This window comes from Candidatus Omnitrophota bacterium (assembly GCA_014728045.1).
Lineage (GTDB): Bacteria > Omnitrophota > Gorgyraeia > Tantalellales > Tantalellaceae > WJMH01.
On sequence record WJMH01000022.1, the window covers coordinates 18366 to 36986 of the forward strand.

General features: G+C 50.9%; 16 protein-coding genes. 9 read left to right on the forward strand and 7 right to left on the reverse strand.

Annotated elements, in window-relative coordinates:
* Window positions 1-50: 50 nt before the first annotated feature.
* On the forward strand, window positions 51-1538 hold the full coding sequence (locus GF409_07425) for a hypothetical protein (GenBank protein ID MBD3427039.1): 1488 nt from the start codon (window positions 51-53) through the stop codon (window positions 1536-1538).
* A 3-nt stretch (window positions 1539-1541) separates the two neighbouring features.
* Here the strand turns inward: GF409_07425 and GF409_07430 are convergent, their stop codons facing one another.
* From GF409_07430 to GF409_07455, 6 genes are all read right to left on the reverse strand, one after another.
* Complete coding sequence (locus GF409_07430) at window positions 1542-2621, reverse strand: glycosyltransferase (GenBank protein ID MBD3427040.1); 1080 nt, start codon at window positions 2619-2621, stop codon at window positions 1542-1544.
* A complete protein-coding gene (locus tag GF409_07435; protein MBD3427041.1) occupies window positions 2618-2995 on the reverse strand; it encodes a 6-carboxytetrahydropterin synthase in 378 nt (125 codons plus the stop codon). Before GF409_07435 ends, GF409_07430 begins: the two co-directional genes overlap by 4 nt.
* A gap of 3 nt (window positions 2996-2998) precedes the next feature.
* Window positions 2999-4048 (reverse strand): oxidoreductase, encoded by a 1050-nt coding sequence (locus tag GF409_07440; GenBank protein MBD3427042.1) that lies wholly within the window; start codon window positions 4046-4048, stop codon window positions 2999-3001.
* Window positions 4015-4749, reverse strand: a complete 735-nt coding sequence (locus GF409_07445) for a GTP cyclohydrolase (protein MBD3427043.1) — start codon at window positions 4747-4749, stop codon at window positions 4015-4017. Before GF409_07445 ends, GF409_07440 begins: the two co-directional genes overlap by 34 nt.
* Window positions 4750-4751: 2 nt before the next feature.
* Complete coding sequence (locus GF409_07450; protein ID MBD3427044.1) at window positions 4752-5057, reverse strand: cupin domain-containing protein; 306 nt, start codon at window positions 5055-5057, stop codon at window positions 4752-4754.
* A gap of 381 nt (window positions 5058-5438) precedes the next feature.
* On the reverse strand, window positions 5439-6398 hold the full coding sequence (locus GF409_07455) for a hypothetical protein (GenBank protein ID MBD3427045.1): 960 nt from the start codon (window positions 6396-6398) through the stop codon (window positions 5439-5441).
* Window positions 6399-6854: 456 nt separating this feature from the next.
* Between GF409_07455 and GF409_07460 the strand changes: the two genes are divergently transcribed.
* The 8 genes from GF409_07460 (at window position 6855) to GF409_07495 (ending at window position 17795) form a co-directional block, all read left to right on the forward strand.
* Window positions 6855-8768: a HAMP domain-containing protein gene (locus GF409_07460; protein MBD3427046.1), complete on the forward strand. Its 1914-nt coding sequence runs from the start codon at window positions 6855-6857 to the stop codon at window positions 8766-8768.
* A gap of 176 nt (window positions 8769-8944) precedes the next feature.
* Window positions 8945-11821: a UPF0182 family protein gene (locus GF409_07465; GenBank protein ID MBD3427047.1), complete on the forward strand. Its 2877-nt coding sequence runs from the start codon at window positions 8945-8947 to the stop codon at window positions 11819-11821.
* Complete coding sequence (locus tag GF409_07470; GenBank protein MBD3427048.1) at window positions 11781-12086, forward strand: hypothetical protein; 306 nt, start codon at window positions 11781-11783, stop codon at window positions 12084-12086. The genes GF409_07465 and GF409_07470 overlap by 41 nt, the downstream gene beginning before the upstream one ends.
* 89 nt (window positions 12087-12175) lie before the next feature.
* Window positions 12176-13744, forward strand: a complete 1569-nt coding sequence (locus tag GF409_07475) for a nicotinate phosphoribosyltransferase (protein MBD3427049.1) — start codon at window positions 12176-12178, stop codon at window positions 13742-13744.
* Window positions 13745-13793: 49 nt separating this feature from the next.
* Window positions 13794-15014 carry an extracellular solute-binding protein gene (locus GF409_07480; protein ID MBD3427050.1) on the forward strand — a complete coding sequence of 407 codons (1221 nt, stop codon included), beginning with the start codon at window positions 13794-13796 and terminating at the stop codon, window positions 15012-15014.
* Window positions 15011-15874, forward strand: a complete 864-nt coding sequence (locus GF409_07485) for an ABC transporter permease subunit (GenBank protein MBD3427051.1) — start codon at window positions 15011-15013, stop codon at window positions 15872-15874. The genes GF409_07480 and GF409_07485 overlap by 4 nt, the downstream gene beginning before the upstream one ends.
* A gap of 25 nt (window positions 15875-15899) precedes the next feature.
* The gene (locus GF409_07490) at window positions 15900-16718 is read left to right on the forward strand and encodes an ABC transporter permease subunit (protein MBD3427052.1); all 819 of its coding nucleotides are present in this window, start codon (window positions 15900-15902) and stop codon (window positions 16716-16718) included.
* Window positions 16719-16727: 9 nt separating this feature from the next.
* Entirely contained in the window at window positions 16728-17795 is a 1068-nt protein-coding gene (locus tag GF409_07495) for an ATP-binding cassette domain-containing protein (protein ID MBD3427053.1), read from the forward strand.
* Window positions 17796-17832: 37 nt separating this feature from the next.
* On the opposite strand, the gene GF409_07500 is transcribed toward GF409_07495, so the two are convergent.
* The gene (locus tag GF409_07500) at window positions 17833-18528 is read right to left on the reverse strand and encodes a uracil-DNA glycosylase (protein ID MBD3427054.1); all 696 of its coding nucleotides are present in this window, start codon (window positions 18526-18528) and stop codon (window positions 17833-17835) included.
* Window positions 18529-18621: the final 93 nt, after the last annotated feature.

Sequence of the window (18621 nt, forward strand, 5' to 3'; positions counted from 1 at the left end):
AGCGTTAATATATAGCCGTTATTAATGGAGGGACTCAAGCCGCAAACAAAATGCGAAAGGATTTTATCATGAAAAAGACCATGCTTACGGTAATGCTTATGTCCTGTTTTCTAATCTTTCAAATAGCTCCGTATGTTCATGCCGCTGGAAGCACTGACAAAAGCGAAACTCAGATACTTGTCGATATGCTCGTTGAGAGCGGAGTGCTTACCAGACAGCAGGGGGATACCTTCGCAAAAAGAGCAAAAGCACTTGCCACGAAGAAGGCAAAGAGAAAGGACGTTAAACACGAAGAGAGCTACAGGACCGCAAGGGAGGATTACGTTGGTAACGACGTGCAGGTCAAATGGGATAACCGGCTTGAATTCGGTACCCGTGACGGGAATTTCAAGGGTGCCATAGGCGGCAGGATCCAGGCCGATGCGGTGTATATAAAGGGTGAATCGGACCTTGAAACCTTTCTCAGGCCTCAAAGCGATTTCAACACGAGGAACGACCGCGCTTTTATAAGAAGGGCCAGAATTTACTTCAGGGGAACCATCTACGAGGATTTCTTTTATAAACTTCAGTATGATTTCGCAGGTGACGTCAATGAGATCTATGATACTACGGGTGATGCCGATTTCATGGAGGAGCAGGGATTCAGAGGCGCTTACATGGGCATGAAGAACATCCCCTACATAGGCAAGGTCACCGTTGGACAGTTCAAGGAACCCTTCAGCCTTGAAGAGCTCACTTCCAGCAATGATATAACCTTCCTTGAAAGGGGACTTCCCACTATATTCGCGCCCGGTTACAGCTGGGGTGCTGCCATTAACAACAACTGGTTCGATGAAAGGGTAACGCTCGGTGTCGGTGCTTTCCGTAATTCCACCGAATCCGGGACGATGGTTTCAAGCAACGAATGGAACCTGACCGCGAGGGCCACCGGTCTGCCCTGGTATGACGGCGAGGACAGGCTGCTCCATGTGGGTACTTCCTACAGCCTGAGGGTGCCGGATGACCGTTTGGATTACGATACCGGTCCCGAACTCAGGACACGCGATAATTTCGTTAACACCACCAACTTCAACGCCGACTTGGAGAACCGTCTGGGTTTCGAAAGCGCTTTTGTATGGGGCCCCCTTTCCCTGCAGGGTGAGTTTATACAAACCTGGGTCGATAAAGCCTACGACGGGAATGCCGATCCCGACACTGCGTATTTCTACGGCGCTTACGCGTATATAAGTTATTTTCTTACCGGGGAGCATAGGATCTTTGATAAAGATTCGGCCGAGTTCAAGAATGTAGAGCCCCGGGAGAATTTCTCCATAAAAGACGGTACATGGGGAGCTTGGGAAGTCGCAGCCAGATACTCTTATCTTGATCTTGACGAGAAGGATGTCAGCATAAACGGGGGTATCCTGAACGATGTGACCCTGGGTGTGAACTGGTATCTCAACCCCAATATGAAGTTGATGTTCAACTATGTACATACCCATCGTAATGGTGTAGGGTATGCCGACGGGATTCAGACCAGGTGTCAGATAGAGTTCTGACGTTCATCGTGCTTCAGAACTCAGAAAATCGCTTATTCTTTTGGCGCTGGACCTCCAGTCGGGTATCCGGAGATATCTTCTGTAGGCATTGATCCCTATATTATACAGCAGGTCATCTCTGGTGAGCAGTATGCGGATTAGAGCCGCCAGTTCCTTTGTTTTTCGGGGAGTTACCAAAAAACCGGTCTTACCGTCTTCGATAAGTTCTCCGCTACCTCCCGAACCAGAAGCGATAACGGCAAGGCCGAAGCCCATAGCTTCCAGATAAGCCATTCCCAAGCCTTCATGCCATGAAGGAACCGCGAGAATGTGACTTTTTCCGTAGAAATCCGAAAGATGTTCTCCCGGAATGATTCCATGGAATCTTACGCGGTCCGCCAATCCTTCCTTTTGTATCTTATTTCTGATACTGGCTGTAAATCTGGGGCAGGTACCGGCGTCCCCCACGATGTCAAGGTGCCATTCGCGGTCCTTGTTGACAGATAGCGCTTCTATAAGTTCGGTTATGCCTTTCTCCGGGATAAGATTGCCGACGAAAAGGATATGTCGGGTTTTATTGCTGAAGATACGTGTCTTTAACCTCTCTCCCCGGAAATCACACAAAAGAGTATCCCTTCCCGGATGCGCCGTAATGGACGGGATTCTCCTGTGTAGCAGTTTTTCGGTTTCGGTCCTGGTTGATTCGCTTGTCGCGATGAAGCCGTCAATCGTATTGAGGTAGGCTTTCTCTATATTTTTCCTGAGGAAATATCTGGGTCCCTCAAAAAGCGGGGAATTATCAAGACTATGTATCAGGCCGATAATGGGTAAATCCACGGTCTTTTTGATCTTTCTGTTAAGAAGGAAAACCGAGGGATGGAGCAGGCGGTCCTGCACCACCAGGTGATAGTTCTTCTTTTTTATGCTGGATGGTATGCCTTCATTGAAGTTGTGGGCGAGCTTTCCCCGCAGATCACCGGGCTTCAGCCGGAGTTTATCGATGCGGTGGCCCATTCCCGCCAAGTGTCTGGCCATCATTCTATTGTAAATATAACCACCGGAACAGGCCGTTCCGGCTGAATATTCCATAAGCAGTATCTTCATCCCAGTTCCATCCTGTAAGAAGCTGAAGCCGTGTTGTCCTCGCTTACGCTCACTGTCACGGTCTCAATATTACCATCCAGAGAAGAAGCGATGCTTAGAGCGATTATCCGGGCGAAGTTCTCTATGCTCGGGTTAAGGCCCTCGAACTGCCGGAGGGAATTGAGCGTCTTATTCTCAAACTCTTTTACTGACTCTGACAGTGCCCCCTCAAGCTTTACAATATCCACCAGGAAACCATGCCTGTCGAGACGTTCTCCCTCAAGCTTCAGGCAGGCCTTGTACAGGTGTTTGTGTCTGCTGTTCTCGGGCCCCCAGTCGCCGCCGGTCAGGTAATGGTACGAATGAAATTCTTTTTCTATTCTGAGCGTGTACACTATTCAGTCTCCATAGGTGAATACCACCTGCATGCTTTTTTCGGGTTCCTTGTCCAGCAGGGTATATGCCTCTTGGGCTTTATGTATGTCAAAGCAGTGCGATATGAAGTGCGATGGCCTTATCCTGGCCAAAAGTCTGAGGCAAAGCTCAAAGCGCCTGGCTTTTGTCCAGGAGTTCCTCAAAAAAGCGGGGACAGTGCTCACCTGGCTTGAGGTTATGGTAAGATTCTTCCGGTGGAACGATGACCCCAGGTCTACTGCATGCTTCTTCCTTCCGTACCATGAGCCAACGATTATGCGGCCTCCGGTGCCGGCCAGGGATATGGCCGTATCCAAAGAGGAAGGGTCCCCGGAAAGTTCCAGTATGAGGTCAAAGCCCGCACCCTGACCTCTTCTATCCAGCTCTTCCTTTATCAGGTCCATACAGCTGCCGCTGGAAGAGTCAAATGAGATACTGGAACCCATCGACAGTGACGCGCCGCACCGCAGGGGGTTCTTGTCAAGGGTCACCAGTAGTTCCGGCATGCCTGCTATGAGCGACGTCGCCATGAGGCCGATCATTCCCTGTCCTATGATAAGTACGTTCTCTCCGATCAGGGGCTTCGCCTCATGGAGTAGATTGACCGCCGTTTCTATGCTCGGAAGGAATACGGCGTCTTCATAGGCCATATCCTCGGGCAGGAGGATAAGGTCCGAAAGGCTGCGGCAGAACGAACTTTCGTGGGGATTGAAAGAGAACACCCTTCTGCCGATCCATTGCCTCGGGACGAACCTGCCGGCATCGGTTATTTCGCCGGCGGCGGAATAACCGTATTTCAGAGGGTATCTTACGGCTCCGGAGTACTCTTCAAAGGAGATGTCCACGGGCATGTTATCCGGCACCTGCCCCCGGTAAAAAAGCAATTCCGTTCCGGCGCTGATCGCGGAGAGACGGGTCGTGACCAGGACCTCCTCGTCATTAAGTTCTTCCTGATCTTCTTTCCTGGCGCGGACCTTGCCGGGCTCTTCGAAATAAAGACTTACTCTTTCTCTTGAAGATCTTTTCTTTTCCATATCGGATATCCCGTGATGATTATATCTTCACCCGAAGAGAAGTGTCCGGTAACCTCAAGGCGGGGCAGGGAAGAAGCCCGAATATCTCCCGGGCTTTTCCTGTAGGAGGGTTGACCCGAGAGATAAACCGGGCATATCGTCAAAATGACCTTATCCACGAGCTGTTCGTTGATGAAACTTGATATTATGCCCGTACCGCCCTCCACCATGAGGTTATTTATGCCCGAATTCTTCAGTTTCCTGAGAAGCGCCTCAAGGTCCAGCCACCCGTTGTCCCTGGGCGGCACTTGAATTATGCGTACGTTCCTTTCTCTAAATGCGCTGACCTTTTTTTTGTCCGCGCCCTGGCCGGTCGCTATCCATACGGGCAGAGGGTTATTCTTTATCATGTTGCAGTACAATGGAAGCCTCAGATTCGTATCGATAACGACCGGCCTGGGAGATCGGCCTGTTACGTGTCTTACCGTCAATGTGGGGTCATCGGCAAGGGCTGTGCCTATTCCTATGAGGATCGCGTCATGTTCGCTTCTCAGACGGTGCGTGATCTTTAGGGAGTTCTCGCTGCTCAGAGGGCATGGGCATCCCGGGCTCAGCGCTATGCATCCGTCAAGGCTCTGCGCGTAACTTAAAGTCACGAACGGCCGGGTGCGAGGAACTGTCTTATTGCCGGTATTGTGTTCTTGTGCTGCGGATGTCTTCATGGCTAATATTCCGGTGGCGCGTAAAAATCGAGTGTCCTGAGGGGCTTATCCCCGGTATTTCTTATCTGATGAGCTTCCCCGGCCTCTATCAGAACGAGCATGCCCTCCTTCAGGTCCAAAGTTTCACCGCTTACGAAGGCTTCGCCTTTTCCGGAGATAACGTAAAGCCACTGATCGCTCCGGGCATGCCGGTTATCAGGCCCTCCGGTATCCTTTCCCGGCTCCAGGGTCATTAGAGCTGCCTGTGACCTCGCGCTTCCGCCGAGAACTCTCCAGAATTCGTTCTGGTCTGTTGAATACTGCTGCATCTGGCCACTTTCAAATTATTGGCAGCCGCAGGAATCGCCTGAAGGCTTTTCCTTCATGGGCTTGCCGCAGCATTCACCTTGAGCATCCGATTCCTTGCCGCAGCTTTCACATTCGTATTTCTTTTTCTGCTGTTCGTTCATGGCAACCTCCCCGTAAAAATTTGAAATTCATCACTTACGCATAGTAGCTTAATACATATCCGGGTATAATGCACTGGGCTATATACACTTTTTATTGACCATTTTCTACTCTTTAAATAATAAAGAGTAGAGAGCCGGGAAGACAGGCATTGTATCTTTCCATAAACAGTCTGGCATGGTTTTTTGAAAACAGGGATGTTCAGAAAAATGATATGCCCAGAGAATTGATGATAAATCCCATCAAAAAAGAAGGATAGAGATAACCGAGACCAAGAGTGCGGTCATTCTTTTTCCGAGGAACCTGACCAGCAATATGAGCGAGGTAAGGCATATGGCTGTCGATGAGAGCGAAAAGGCCATTGCGGTTCCCAGAGGCACGCCTCCCGAATCCGCCAGGGCCCTCAAGAAGAGAACATCGGCACCGTTACAGAGATATATAGGAACGCCTGCCAAAATTGCCGTCAGCACACCCGAAGCGCCGGTAGAGACCTTGTGTTTCATCAGGAAATTCGCCGGCAGGAACAGTTCGACCATTATTCCCAGTAATGCGGCGGCGAGCAGATACGGCAGGAGGCTTTTAAAGATCGCGTAAGTCCTTAGATAGACATCTTCAGAGTCCATCGACCAGGCATCCTCTTTAAATACATTACCGGACAGTTCTTTGCCGGAAATCTTATGATCGTGGAAGAACTCCAGAAAATAACCCGTTATGACGGCCAGCAAAAAAGAGCAGACGATTCTGATAATTCCGTATTTTACGCCAAGCACCGAAAAGGAGATCATTATTATGTAAGGGCTGAGAAGAGGTGCTGCGATAATGAAAGAGATGACAGTTCCGAATTTCATTTTATCCTTCATTGTTCTTACAGAAGGTATGGCGGTACAGGAACAGACGGGTATCAGCGACCCGTAAACAAAAGCTGTCACTGGGCTTTTGGGATAGAAGCGCCCGTATCGGGTAAAGGACTTTTCCACCAATGCCGCAAGGAAGATGCCGAATATAACAGCCAGAAAGAGCTCTATGAAATATTCGAACACCATAAACGCGGGCTTTGGGAGGTTCCGGTATATAACGCAGTTCTCTCGGTTGAAATAAGTGATCTTGAAAACCATCCTGTAGACGAGGTCGATGGCGAAAAAAGATGCTGAGATGATCACAGCCGCTTTTGTAGCAGTTCTCTTCAGTTTGATGTTTTCCATAAACGGCCCCAGGGCATTTTAAGGTGATGAAAACCCTCTTCGGCCTACAGTACGATGCATGTTCTAACAGGTTAATGCAGCAGATCCCTTATAAGGCAAATATTACATCGGCCGGGAACTATTGTCAAATCCTGTTCTGAGGATGTTCCCGCAACCGGACCATAGCCTGCAAAAAACGGGTTCAAAACTCAAAGCAGCCGGGATAGGTGAGAGCCTCTTAAGAAAGTAAAGGAAGAAGAAAACCACCGCATCATGATGATATAATGTTGACATACCTGAAGTTAATGTTAAACTGAACTTAAAAGGGGGAAAGAGTTTTGTGCTTCCATGCTCATCATCACAAAAAAAGGGCGATTTCTTTGCAAAAAAGAAGTTGCCCTTTTTTATCGACAGCAGAGGATTCTCTGATAATAAAACCCGGAGGGTAAAATCCATCTTGATGTTAGAAAAAAAATAGTGCTATTCGTTTTTCTCAGCGGCTTCATGGCCATACTGATAGGCGCAGCCGCCGGGTATTTGCTGGGTATAAGGCTGCTCCAGAACCTTATAGGCGACAGCCATGCCAAGATATCGAAAGCGTTGAGCGATACCATATCGCTCAATATTCAGGATGAGCTTGAGAAGATAGAGATATACCTTGAAAATCCGCGATGGAAGGATATCATTCGCACCCAGAACAGCGAATATGAAGATATACAGGAGCAAGAGAGGCTTTCCATTCTGCTTGATAAGGATAAGAGGTGGAGATTCGTTGAAGAGAGAGCTCCTCTGATCGAAAAGCATATTGCTAATGAAACATCGAATGAGATCCGTGATATCCTGCAGGTTCGCCCAAACATAAAGGAAATGTTCTTGACCGACCGTTACGGCGGGCTGGTCGCTTCATCCGCCAAAACCACCGATTACTACCAGGCTGACGAAAAATGGTGGCAGGAGGCCTTTAGTGGTACTGAGGGCATGCCTTATTTGCAGGGATATGAGTATGATGAATCCGCACAGGTACTGGGAATAGCGTTCGCCGTACCCATCAGGGGAGATGACGGGCAGGTGATAGGTATCAACAAAACGGTCGTTGACCCGCGGTTTTATTTTTCGGATTTTGATGATTTCAGGATAGGCGCTACAGGGCATGCCGTTCTTATGGACGAGGACAACCGGGTGATATACCACAAAGGGGTTGAGCCTCTCGGCGCGAAATTCCTGGAAAAGGAGGACTTTTCGGAACTTAAAGCAACCAGCAAGAACTACCTTAAGGCATTTGTTCCCCTGCACGGCAAACAGATGCTGATAACCTTTGATAAGGTCCGCCTGCCTTTCGTTAAGGGGGAGGATATCGAATGGTACGCCTGCGTCGTTCATTCCACCAGTGAGGTGTTCGCGCCCGTGGGTCAGCTGATCACGGGCATAGTCCTGGTATTCTGTGTCAGTCTTTTGATACTCGGCGCAATAGTTTATTTTACAAGCCGGCTGTTCGTTAAACCCCTGAGGGACCTTAAGCACGGTGCGATGATGGTCGCCAGGGGGAACCTGGATTACAGGACGGATATACGCACCGGCGATGAAGTCGAGGAGATCTCCCGCGCCTTCAATGTCATGACCGACAGAATAAAACATGACCAGGAAGTCCTCAAGGACGAGGTCATGAGGAGGAAAATATCCGAGGAAAAACTGAAAAAACGCGCCCGCCAGCTGCAGGCGGTCAATGAGGAGCTGGAGACTTTCAGTTATTCGATATCGCATGACCTGAGAGCTCCGCTCAGGAGCATAGGAGGTTTCAGTAATATCCTTTTGCGTGAATATTCCGATAAACTGGACGAGAAGGGAAAGGATTATCTGCACCGCGCGGAAAATGCCGCCAAGACGATGGGCCAGATGATCGAGGACATTCTAGTGCTCTCGCGGGTATCACGGCGCGATATTGTAAGCACCGAAGTCAATCTCAGTGATATCGCGAGAAAGATCTCCAAAGAATTGAAAAGTACAGATCCATCCAGGGATGTCGAGTTCGTGATCCGACCTGATGTCATCGCCAGGGGCGACAGCGGTCTTCTGAGCCACCTGATGAGAAATCTTCTGGAGAATGCCTGGAAGTTCACCGCAAAAGAAGAAAAGGCCCGCATAGAGTTCGGCGTCGAAAGCGCAAATGCCAGGAACACCTATTTTGTTCGCGATAACGGCGTCGGCTTCGATAAAAGATACGCGGATAAGCTGTTCGGACCTTTCCAGCGCCTGCATTCGGCAACTGAGTTCGGGGGAACGGGTATCGGTCTTGCGACCGTCAAGCGTATCGTCGCAAGACACGGCGGTACCATCCATGCAGAATCCGAGGTTGGTGAGGGGGCGGCCTTTTATTTTACGTTGTCGGAATGAGATTCAGGCGCCTGATGAGGGTCACTCTATGGTCCCGCGCGATCTATCGGCGTCTTTTCCGGCTGTGAAAGAAAGTCAATAAAAAGGGGAAATCAAGCATTGTCCCGCATTCGCCCCTGTGTAACAATAACTGTTGTGTATTACAGGTTTCGGTGTGTTTTTTCCGGGGAGGTAAAATGTATCTTGTGATAAGTCTTATATTGCTTGGAACAGGCGCCGCCATTGCCGTTCTGGGGACAAGAGCGAAAAGACGCACACTGCAGGTGCTGGGGTACCTGGTCGTTCTTGCCACCGTGACGCTTCTTGCAGTGGCCGATTTCTGGATAGAGGCGAGGTGGTTCAGCGCGCTGGGGTACCAGGCGAGGTTCTGGCGCGAGATCATAATAAAGATCATTACGGCCTCTTCAGCCGCCGGGCTCGCCGCGGCACTGGTGGTGGTCCTTAACCTTGCCAATCCCAACAGGCTCTTCAAGTGGGCAGGCGCGGCTTTGGCTTTCGTATCCGGGGGTATCTGGGGGTTCGCTTCCTGGGAGAAGGTGCTGATGTTCCTTAACAGGCAGAGCACCGGCATGAAGGACCCGATAGAGACACTTGGCATGGACACCGGATTCTACCTTTTTTCGTTCCCTTTCCTTGACGCGCTTTTCAATCTCTTGGTACTGGTCGCGGTGATCTCGGCGGGTGTCATCCTGGCATCCTTTTTCGTAAACGCCGAGAACAAGGAGCTGGATATAGGCGAGATGGGTATAAGTTTCAAGGAAATAACCCAAAAGCCCGATTACAGTTCTGTGTATCTGACGGCCTTTTTCGTGTTCCTTGTCCTGGCCTTCGGTAAGTACCTGGACAGGTTCCGTCTGATGTTCTCGGAACTGGGAATAGTTACCGGACCCGGATGGACTGACGTCAACATAAGGATACCTGCATATAATGTAATGATAGTGGTTCTACTTCTCGGCGCGGTGCTCGTGATGCTGCCCGCGATAAGAGCCATCAGGGAAAGATCGTTCGGCGAGAAAGACGAATTGAAGGCGTACATCGCCTATCTGGGAGGCATAAGCCTCATAACGGCCGGCATATGGTTCACGGCACTCGGCCTGGTCCCCGGTCTTTTCCAGGCCCTCAGGGTCGAACCGAACGAGATCACCTTCGAGAAACCCTACATCAAGAACAACATAGAGTTCACCCAGTACGGGTTCAACCTCCATAAGACAGAAGTTCGCAAGTTCCCCGTTTCCGAGGAGATCTTCACCCAAAAGGTCGTCGACCAGAATAGAAGCCTCTTCGACAATATCCGGCTGTGGGACTGGAGGGCGCTGGATGCGGTTTATAACCAGTTCCAGGAGATAAGGCTTTATTACGAATTCAGGGACGTGGATATAGACCGCTACAGGTATAACGGTGATTACCGCCAGGTAATGGTATCCGCCCGCGAGATCGTGGTGGGTAATCTTCCGAGAGAGAACCAGACCTTCGTCAACAGGCGCTTCAAGTACACGCACGGTTACGGGATAACCATGACAGCGGTTAACGAATTCACTCCCGAAGGGCTGCCTGACCTTCTGATAAAGGATATACCCCCGGTCAGCAGGTTCACCGAACTGGAAGTGGAAAGGCCTGAAATATACTACGGAGAGCTCACCGATTCGTACGTAGTGGTTAATTCCAGCGAAAAGGAGTTCGATTACCCCCGGGGGGACAAAAACATATATGTCCATTATAAGGGTACAGGCGGGGTCGAGATACGCAACCTCTGGGACAAGTTCCTTTTAGGATGGAGGTTCGGCGGCACCAGGTTCTTTCTCTCGGCATATCCGGATAAGGGCAGCCGTGTAATGTACCACAGGGACGTAGCCGAAAGGGTGATGGTCCTGGCCCCTTTTCTTTCCATGGATAAGGACCCTTATATAGTTCTTTCCGAAGGAAAGCTTTACTGGATATTGGACGCTTACACCTATTCGAAATATTTTCCCTACAGCGAGCCGTATCTCACTAAAGCCGAGGAGAACCTGCCGGGGATCTCCCGGGAGGACCGTTATACCAAAACAGGCGCTTACCTTGACCGGATAAATTACCTGCGTAATTCCGTCAAAGTGGTCGTGGACGCCTATAACGGGGATACTGACCTGTACGTCTTCGATGAGGATGATGCGGTGATAAAGGTCTGGGACAGCATCTTCCCCGGACTTCTGAAGAAGAAAGAGCAGATGCCCGAGGCCCTTCGTCGTCACATAAGATACCCGGCGGGGATGCTCCTCGCTCAGGGTCTTGTCTACACCAAGTACCATATGACCGATCCGGAAGTATTCTACAACCAGGAGGATCTGTGGGTCAGGGCTACTGAAAAATACTATAACAGAGTTCAGAACGTTGAGCCGTATTACATCATGTGGAAGCCCCCGGGATCCGGCGAGATAGAGTTCACGCTCATACTGCCCTTCACACCTAAGAACAGACAGGTCCTTATCGGGTGGATAGCCGGGATGTGCGACGGTGAAAATTACGGAAGGTTCCTCGCCTACAAATTCCCCAAGGAGAAAAGGGTCCTTGGCACGCAGCAGGTCGAGACAAAGATAGACCAGGACAGGACGCTTTCCGGGCAGCTCACGTTATGGGACCAGCGCGGATCAAGTGTTATCCGCGGTAACGTGCTGGCCATACCCATAGAGGATAAGATACTCTATGTCGAACCCATATATCTCAGGGCTGAGACCGCGGCATACCCCGAGCTCAGGCTCGTGGTCCTCATGCAGAACGACAAGCTGGCTTACGGCAAGACTTTTTCCCAGGCGCTTGAGCGTCTAATAAAAGATGAGAAGCCGGGAGATATAATCCCGGAACCGGTGAAAACGCCCGGTGGAATCTCTCTCAGGGAACTTTCACGAAGGGCGGATACGGCTTTCACCGAATACCTGGATCACATGGCCGAGGAGGATTTCCGTTCCGCGGCGCAGGCTCTCGAGGAGCTGAAGGAAAACTTAAAAGCCATAAGGCAAAGAACATCCGGAGGTAAAAATGACGGCAAGGTCAAAAAGAACGAACAGACCGCAGAATGAAAAAAACCCCGGCAGGTCCGGGAAAACGCCTTCTGAAGTAGCCGCCGAAAGGATACATGCCAGACTCGGCAAGAAATACGCCAGGCATGAAAGGCGCAATATCAGCAAAAGCAGTATAAGGCAAATGCTGGAAGAAAAGGCGAACGAGCAGTTCCAGGATACCGGCCACATGCCCGGTGAGAACCCGTCCGAGTGGTTCGCGATAGAGAGGATGGTGGAGGAAGAACTGAAAAGAAGGGAAATAGAAAAACCGGAAAAACCCTGAGGCCAAAGTTTGTATTACGGTAATTCCCGGGTATATTATCTGTGAGGAGCCCGCATCCTTTCCGGTAATATCTTTTGCGGGGACTGGAGATGGAAAAGACGAGAAAAAAAATAACAGAAGGCATACTGTACACGGATTTTTACCAGCTGACCATGGCCCAGCTCTATTACAGCATGGGCATGCACCAGATGGATGTAGAGTTCGAATATTTCTTCAGGAACTACCCCGGGTATGACTCTCAGCCGGGTGGTTATTGCATTAACGCCGGGCTTGAGTGGCTTCTGGAATGGATGGAGAAGGCCCGTTTCGGCGAAGAAGAGATAGGCTATTTGCGGGGCCAGAAAGGCCGTTCTGGCAGAGGCCTCTTCAGGGAAGACTTCCTTGAATGGCTGGCGAAGAACGGTGATTTTTCGGGTATTTCCATACGTGCCATACCCGAGGGCAGGGTGGTCCATCCCAATGTGCCTCTTGCGGTCGTGAGGGGCCCTTTCGCCATGGCCCAAGTTCTTGAATCTTCACTTCTCAACCACTTGAACTACCAGACGCTCATAGCTACAAAGGCAAGCCGGGTCAGGGAAGCGGCCATGGGGGGCATGGTTATAGATTTCGGCTTGCGGCGGGGCCAGGACAAGGGAGCCAACGCGGGCGCGCGCGCGGCATTGATAGGCGGTGCCCAGTTCAGTTCGAACACGGGCATCTCCTATTATCTGGGGTACCCGCCAAAAGGGACGCATGCCCACAGCATGGTTCAGGCCTTCATGGCGGCGGGCGAGGGCGAGCTGGAAGCGTTCATGGCGTATGCGGAAGTTTATCCGGATGACTGTCTGCTTCTGGTGGATACGGTCGATACGCTCAAAAGCGGCGTTCCCAACGCCATCAAGGTATTCGAGAAGCTGCGCAAACAGGGGCATGAACCTGTCGGGATAAGACTGGATTCGGGGGATCTTGCCTACCTGGCGATACAGTCGGTAAAAATGCTCGATAAAGCCGGGTTCGGCGGAACATCTATCGTTCTTTCGAACAAGCTTGATGAGATGGTCATATGGCAGATCTTAACCCAGATCAGGAAAGAAGCCGGGCGCTACGGTGTCGATGCTAATAACCTTATAGAACGACTGGTTTACGGGGTGGGCACGCGCCTGATAACTTCAAAAGGGGATGCGGCCCTGGACGGGGTATATAAGCTCACCGCTATCAGTAACAACGGAAGCTGGGCCCCGGCGATAAAACTTTCAGAATCGGTGAATAAGATCATCAACCCCAGTTGCAAGAATGTCTGGCGCATCTATGACAGACGTAACATCGCTACCAGTGACCTTTTGGGACTTTGTGACGAGGACGCGCGTGAGTACGGGACCCTCCAGCTGAGACACCCGATAGACCCCGGGGAAAAACGCACCCTGAGCAGGGACGAGGTGAGCGAGATAGAACCCCTTCTGGCGGATGTGATGAAAGAAGGAAAGATCGCTATTGATCTTCCGAAAATCGAGGATATACGCAAGCGCAGGGACGAGGATATAAAACGGCTTGACCCGGGGGTCAAGCGCCTTGTAAACCCACATCGTTACCACGTCTCGCTCACACCGAAGCTTTTTGACCTTAAGCAGGAGCTGATACGCAAAGAGAAAGAAAAACAGCGCACAGGGTCCGGGACATAAAATCCTTTTCAGTTCGGACTCATCCAATGGAATAAAAAGGTGGAGTTTGATGATCCGCGGTAAAAATACGGTTCTTGGAATTATCTTTCTTATCTGTTCAATTTCTCTTGTTTCCGGGTGCATCCGTCAGTCGGGTGAGAATCTAACTGTTGCCATGAGCCTGGCGGAGAAAGAATGGGAGGTTATTCGGCGCGAGGTATTCTCGCGTTTTGAAAAAGAGACCGGGATAAAGGTCAGAGCTTACCAGATCGAGTCCGGTGAGCTTGCCACCAAACTCAGGGCGCTCCAGAAAGCGGGAAAATCCGAGATCGACCTCTTCGCCCAGGATAACATGAGCTTAGCGCCCCTGGTAACGCAGGACCTGGTATGGGATATCTCCGATCACAGAAAGGATATCCCTCCCGAGGTGCTTCCCAATCTTGTCCGGGCCTGCACCTTTGGCGGGAAACTTTTTTTCATGCCTTTCAGGCCGAACGTGCAGATAACTTACATAAACAAAGAAGCCTTTGAGCGTTACGGACTGGAAAAGCCCAGGACCTGGGAGGAGCTTTACCGGGTCGCGCGCATCTTCAAGGAAAAAGAAGGCGTGGGAAGAGTGGTCATGAAGGCATACGGGGGTAACGCCACAGCCACCCAGATATATGAGTTCATCCTTCAGGCGGGGGGCGATCCTTACGCGTTCAATGACGGGGGCTGCATACGGGCCTTTTCATTTCTGCAGAGGCTGAAACCGTATCTTTCCCCGGAATCAAAGCGCGCGAAATGGGATACCGTCAATACAATACTTGCCAGACAGGAAGCTTATCTGGCTTCGAACTGGCCCTTCGGGGTTCTCATTCTCGTGGAGGATTACGGGCTGGATTTCATAGACACCTACAGCGGATGGTCAGGGCCGGCCGGAGAGAAGCATGTCATAGGCGGGGATGTTTTCGGCATACCGGCCAATGCCCGTAACAAGGGGAGGGCGCTGGAATTCATCGCGTTCACTCAACGCAGGGATATACAGCAGATACTCGTTTCGAAGCTGGGCTGGCCTTCGATAAGGGAGGATGCCTATACCGGGGTTCCGGAATGGCAAAGGGGGCACTTTGACTCGGTTAAAAAGGCCCTCCAGAAGGGTGTATTCCGCGAGAACGTGCCCTGGTGGCCCGCTTACAAGAAATATATCGTAAGAGCCTTCAATGATATAGTAATGGACGGGGCGGATGTTCGCGGTACGCTAAACGACTACAAGATGAAACTGGAAAAGGACAAAAAGCTCTACCAATGATGGATAGGATATTTCAAAGGCAAAACAGGTTCATCGTATTCTGTCTTATACCACTGGTCTTGTATCTATTGGTGTTCACGCTGGTGCCTATCATCAAAGTTTTCATGATGAGCCTGGCCGATCCCGTCAGCGGGAAGTTCTCCCTTTCGAATTACGCCACTCTCATGCGCCAGGAGGAGTTCCGTTCGGCTTTGCTGAACACCGTTATAATAGCTGTCGGTTCACTTCTGATCGAGGTGGCGGCTGGCCTCTGCATGGCGCTTGTCCTCTCGGCCCTAAAAAAGGGGAGCGGTCCGGTCAAATCCATGTTCATGCTGCCCCTCGCCATACCGACGGTGGTCTCGGCGGTCATGATGAGCTATCTCTTTTCAACATCAGGATGGGTCAACCGAATCCTTGCGGATATCGGCCTTTTAAGGGGATCGGTGGTCTGGCTGGGGGGAGGGTTTAAAAGCATGTTCACGATAATGATAGCTGACAGCTGGAAAGTGACGCCTCTTGTCATGCTCATACTCCTTGCGGGGCTGCAATCTATAGACAGGCAGCTCTACAGCTCGGCGCGCATGGACGGGGCGGGTACTTTCTATATTTTCCGGCGTATAACCCTGCCTCTACTGCTTCCTTCTTTGACGGCGGCTATCATCATAAGGGGTATAGATGCCTTCCGGATATTTTCCCTGGTGCTGGTACTTATGGGCGAGAACCTCAAGGTGGTCGGCACTTACGCTTATCTGGAATACTCCGAGTACAATAATTACAACCTTTCCGCCGCCAGCAGCGTGATCTTGTTCGTTCTGATAATGCTGGCGGTAATAGCTTATATCCGCACAGTGGGAAGAAAGGGGCTGCAGCCGACATAGTGATCAGGGAGGAGAGAACTGAAGGATGAATCTACGGGCAAGGACCATAGCTTTATGGGGGATTTCCATCGTGATAATCCTCCTGTTTTTATTCCCATTGTATGTTATGGGGAAAATAGCTCTGAGCACTCCCGGGGAGATCTTCCAGAAACACCCGCCGTATCTGGTGCATGATCTTACCTGGGAACATTTCAGGGCGGTCTTCACCTCGGGAGAGGCGTTCTACCAGCCTCTGCGCAAGAGCCTGGTCACCGCACTCGCCGCCGCGGCGGCAAGCCTCGTGATAGCTACGCCCGCGGCTTACGCCATAGCGCGACTCAATTACAGAGCGAGGTACCTGTTCATCGTCGCCATTTTCGTTACCAGAATGATCCCCGAGGTCAGTATCGCTCTTCCCATATCCACAACTTTCATAAAAATGGGGCTTTTTGATACTGTTCCGGGACTTGTTCTGGCACATCTTATACGCATACTGCCGGTGAGCTGTTTTATACTTGTAGGTGTGTTTGCCGCTTTTCCGGAGGACCTGGAGAAGCAGGCTCGCATGGACGGGTATTCCCGCTTCCAGAGCGTGGTTAGAGTGGTCCTGCCGCTTTCCAAGACGGGTATCGCGGTAGCGGGGCTTTTCTCTTTTCTGCTTTCATGGGACGAATTTATTTATGCTTCATATCTCACGCTCTCCCGGCCGACCATGCCGCTTAAGGTATACTATTATGTGTCCCGGGGAAATATCTTTTATTCATCCACTTATGCTGTTATCATAACCATACCGGTACTCGTGATCACTCTTTTTATTCAGAAGTATATTAAGCCCGGATATCTTTCCGGTTCAGTGAAGGGGTAGATCAGGCTCATGGCGTATTTGCAGATAAAAGATATATCCAAAAAATTCGGCGCCAACGAAGTCCTCAAGAACATCAACCTTGATGTCAGGCGAAGGTCTTTCTGTGTTATCCTCGGACCTTCAGGATGCGGCAAGTCAACTTTGCTTAATATCGTGGCCGGCCTGGAAAGGCCGGATACCGGAAGTATATTTCTGGAAGGGGAGGATGTTACCCATATGGCGCCTCACAAGAGGGATATAGCAATGGTTTTCCAGAATTATGCGCTCTATCCCCATCTTTCGGTATACGAAAATCTGGCTTTCGGACTCAGGGCCCGGAACGCATCTTCGGATGATATCGATAAAAAGGTCCGCCAGACCAGCAGGATACTGTCCATCGAGGATAAGCTTGATTCTTATCCCCGACAGCTCTCGGGAGGGCAGAGGCAGCGCGTGGCCACGGGAAGGGCCATCGTGCGCGATCCGCGCCTATTCCTGTTCGATGAGCCGTTATCGAACCTGGACGCGAGGCTGCGTATCGAGGTAAGGAAAGAGTTCCTGCGCCTTCAGAACGAACTTGAGATAACCTCCCTCTATGTCACCCATGACCAGAGTGAAGCACTTGCTCTCGGGGATGATATAGTGGTGATAAAGGATTCGCTCATCCAGCAGCAGGCGAACCCGTATACCCTGTATAACGAACCGGAGAACCTTTTCGTGGCGAGGTTCATCGGCACTCCTCCCATGAACATCGTAAAGGGGACGATAAACTCCGGGGAGGGGCTTCGTTTTGAGAGGGGCCGCTTCTCTCTGGATATCACCGGCAAGCATCCGGAGAAACTTGCCTCAAAAGAAGGCGAGGAGGTTTATCTCGGTCTGCGTCCCGCACATATCGATCTTGCCGGATCGGGAGTGGAAGCCATAGTGGAATTCAGCGAGTTATCCGGCGAGGAGTACCTTACATACATGAAAGTAGAAGATGGTCTGGAAATAAGGGCGCTTATCGGAGACCCGGTAAAAGACGGAGAGAAAGTGCGTTTTCGGATCGATCCCGAAAAGATGTATTTTTTCACGAGTTCGGGAGAACGTATAAAGTAAGGTTTCTTTGCCGGATGCTTGCCGCCGGGAACACCGGTCACGCCGAGGAGAGCACCTTTCTGAATTCTCTCCGGAAAACTCCGGCGCCTCCCTGGGCGGGATGGCGCAGGGAGGTGTGTTCACGGGCGGTCTTATCCATCTGGGAACGCGCGGAGCGTCCAAGTGAGATTATTTCCGCTTCGGGGAACATCTTGAGGAAGCATTCAAGTACCGGCATGCTTTCATCGAGCTCCTTCTTTCCGGGGGTACGGTTGCTGAGGAGTCCCCGTTCAGGATGGTAGGGATGCCAGGCGAACGCGTTCCAGAGCACGAAGGAAAACGCGGAAAATCCCGATGAAGCCAGTTCGCGCCATACGATGGTCGCGGTGGGTTCGGAGAACCCTTTTGGTTTCAATTCTTTCCGGCTCGTTTGACGGGGTTCCATTCCGCCCAGGATATCTTCCGGGTCGATGCCATCGGCTTTGTGATATCCCAGTAGTATGCGCTCGGAGGTCATGGGTATGCCGCTGAAGTGGCCTCCCTGGTATCCGACAGCTTCACCTATTATGCAGAACCTTGCTTTTCCGATGCGTAGCCGGAGATATTCTCCCAGCTGCCGGCGCCGTACGGCCGGGGAACGCTTGCTAGTGTCATTGAATTCATCAAAATTCTTCCATGGATTGAAGGCGCGCTCTCTCAGGGGCCGGGGAAAGTTTTGCAATCTCTGAATGAATTTATCTATGTCAGGCCTCATCGTTACATAATTTTTGGGTCCCACCAGAGGGAGGTGGAGACTGGTCAATAAAAAACGGAAACAAACGGTTGATGACGACCCCCGTGGATGATA

What these genes read in the sequence shown, in the direction of transcription:
- GF409_07480 (MBD3427050.1), top strand. Translation starts at nt 13,794, where the DNA reads ATGATCCGCGGTAAAAATACGGTTCTTGGAATTATCTTTCTTATCTGT.
- GF409_07500 (MBD3427054.1), bottom strand. Translation starts at nt 18,528, where the DNA reads ATGAGGCCTGACATAGATAAATTCATTCAGAGATTGCAAAACTTTCCC.
- GF409_07465 (MBD3427047.1), top strand. Translation starts at nt 8,945, where the DNA reads ATGTATCTTGTGATAAGTCTTATATTGCTTGGAACAGGCGCCGCCATT.
- GF409_07455 (MBD3427045.1), bottom strand. Translation starts at nt 6,398, where the DNA reads ATGGAAAACATCAAACTGAAGAGAACTGCTACAAAAGCGGCTGTGATC.
- GF409_07475 (MBD3427049.1), top strand. Translation starts at nt 12,176, where the DNA reads ATGGAAAAGACGAGAAAAAAAATAACAGAAGGCATACTGTACACGGAT.
- GF409_07450 (MBD3427044.1), bottom strand. Translation starts at nt 5,057, where the DNA reads ATGCAGCAGTATTCAACAGACCAGAACGAATTCTGGAGAGTTCTCGGC.
- GF409_07425 (MBD3427039.1), top strand. Translation starts at nt 51, where the DNA reads ATGCGAAAGGATTTTATCATGAAAAAGACCATGCTTACGGTAATGCTT.
- GF409_07490 (MBD3427052.1), top strand. Translation starts at nt 15,900, where the DNA reads ATGAATCTACGGGCAAGGACCATAGCTTTATGGGGGATTTCCATCGTG.
- GF409_07485 (MBD3427051.1), top strand. Translation starts at nt 15,011, where the DNA reads ATGATGGATAGGATATTTCAAAGGCAAAACAGGTTCATCGTATTCTGT.
- GF409_07495 (MBD3427053.1), top strand. Translation starts at nt 16,728, where the DNA reads ATGGCGTATTTGCAGATAAAAGATATATCCAAAAAATTCGGCGCCAAC.
- GF409_07445 (MBD3427043.1), bottom strand. Translation starts at nt 4,749, where the DNA reads ATGAAGACATCCGCAGCACAAGAACACAATACCGGCAATAAGACAGTT.
- GF409_07470 (MBD3427048.1), top strand. Translation starts at nt 11,781, where the DNA reads ATGACGGCAAGGTCAAAAAGAACGAACAGACCGCAGAATGAAAAAAAC.
- GF409_07430 (MBD3427040.1), bottom strand. Translation starts at nt 2,621, where the DNA reads ATGAAGATACTGCTTATGGAATATTCAGCCGGAACGGCCTGTTCCGGT.
- GF409_07440 (MBD3427042.1), bottom strand. Translation starts at nt 4,048, where the DNA reads ATGGAAAAGAAAAGATCTTCAAGAGAAAGAGTAAGTCTTTATTTCGAA.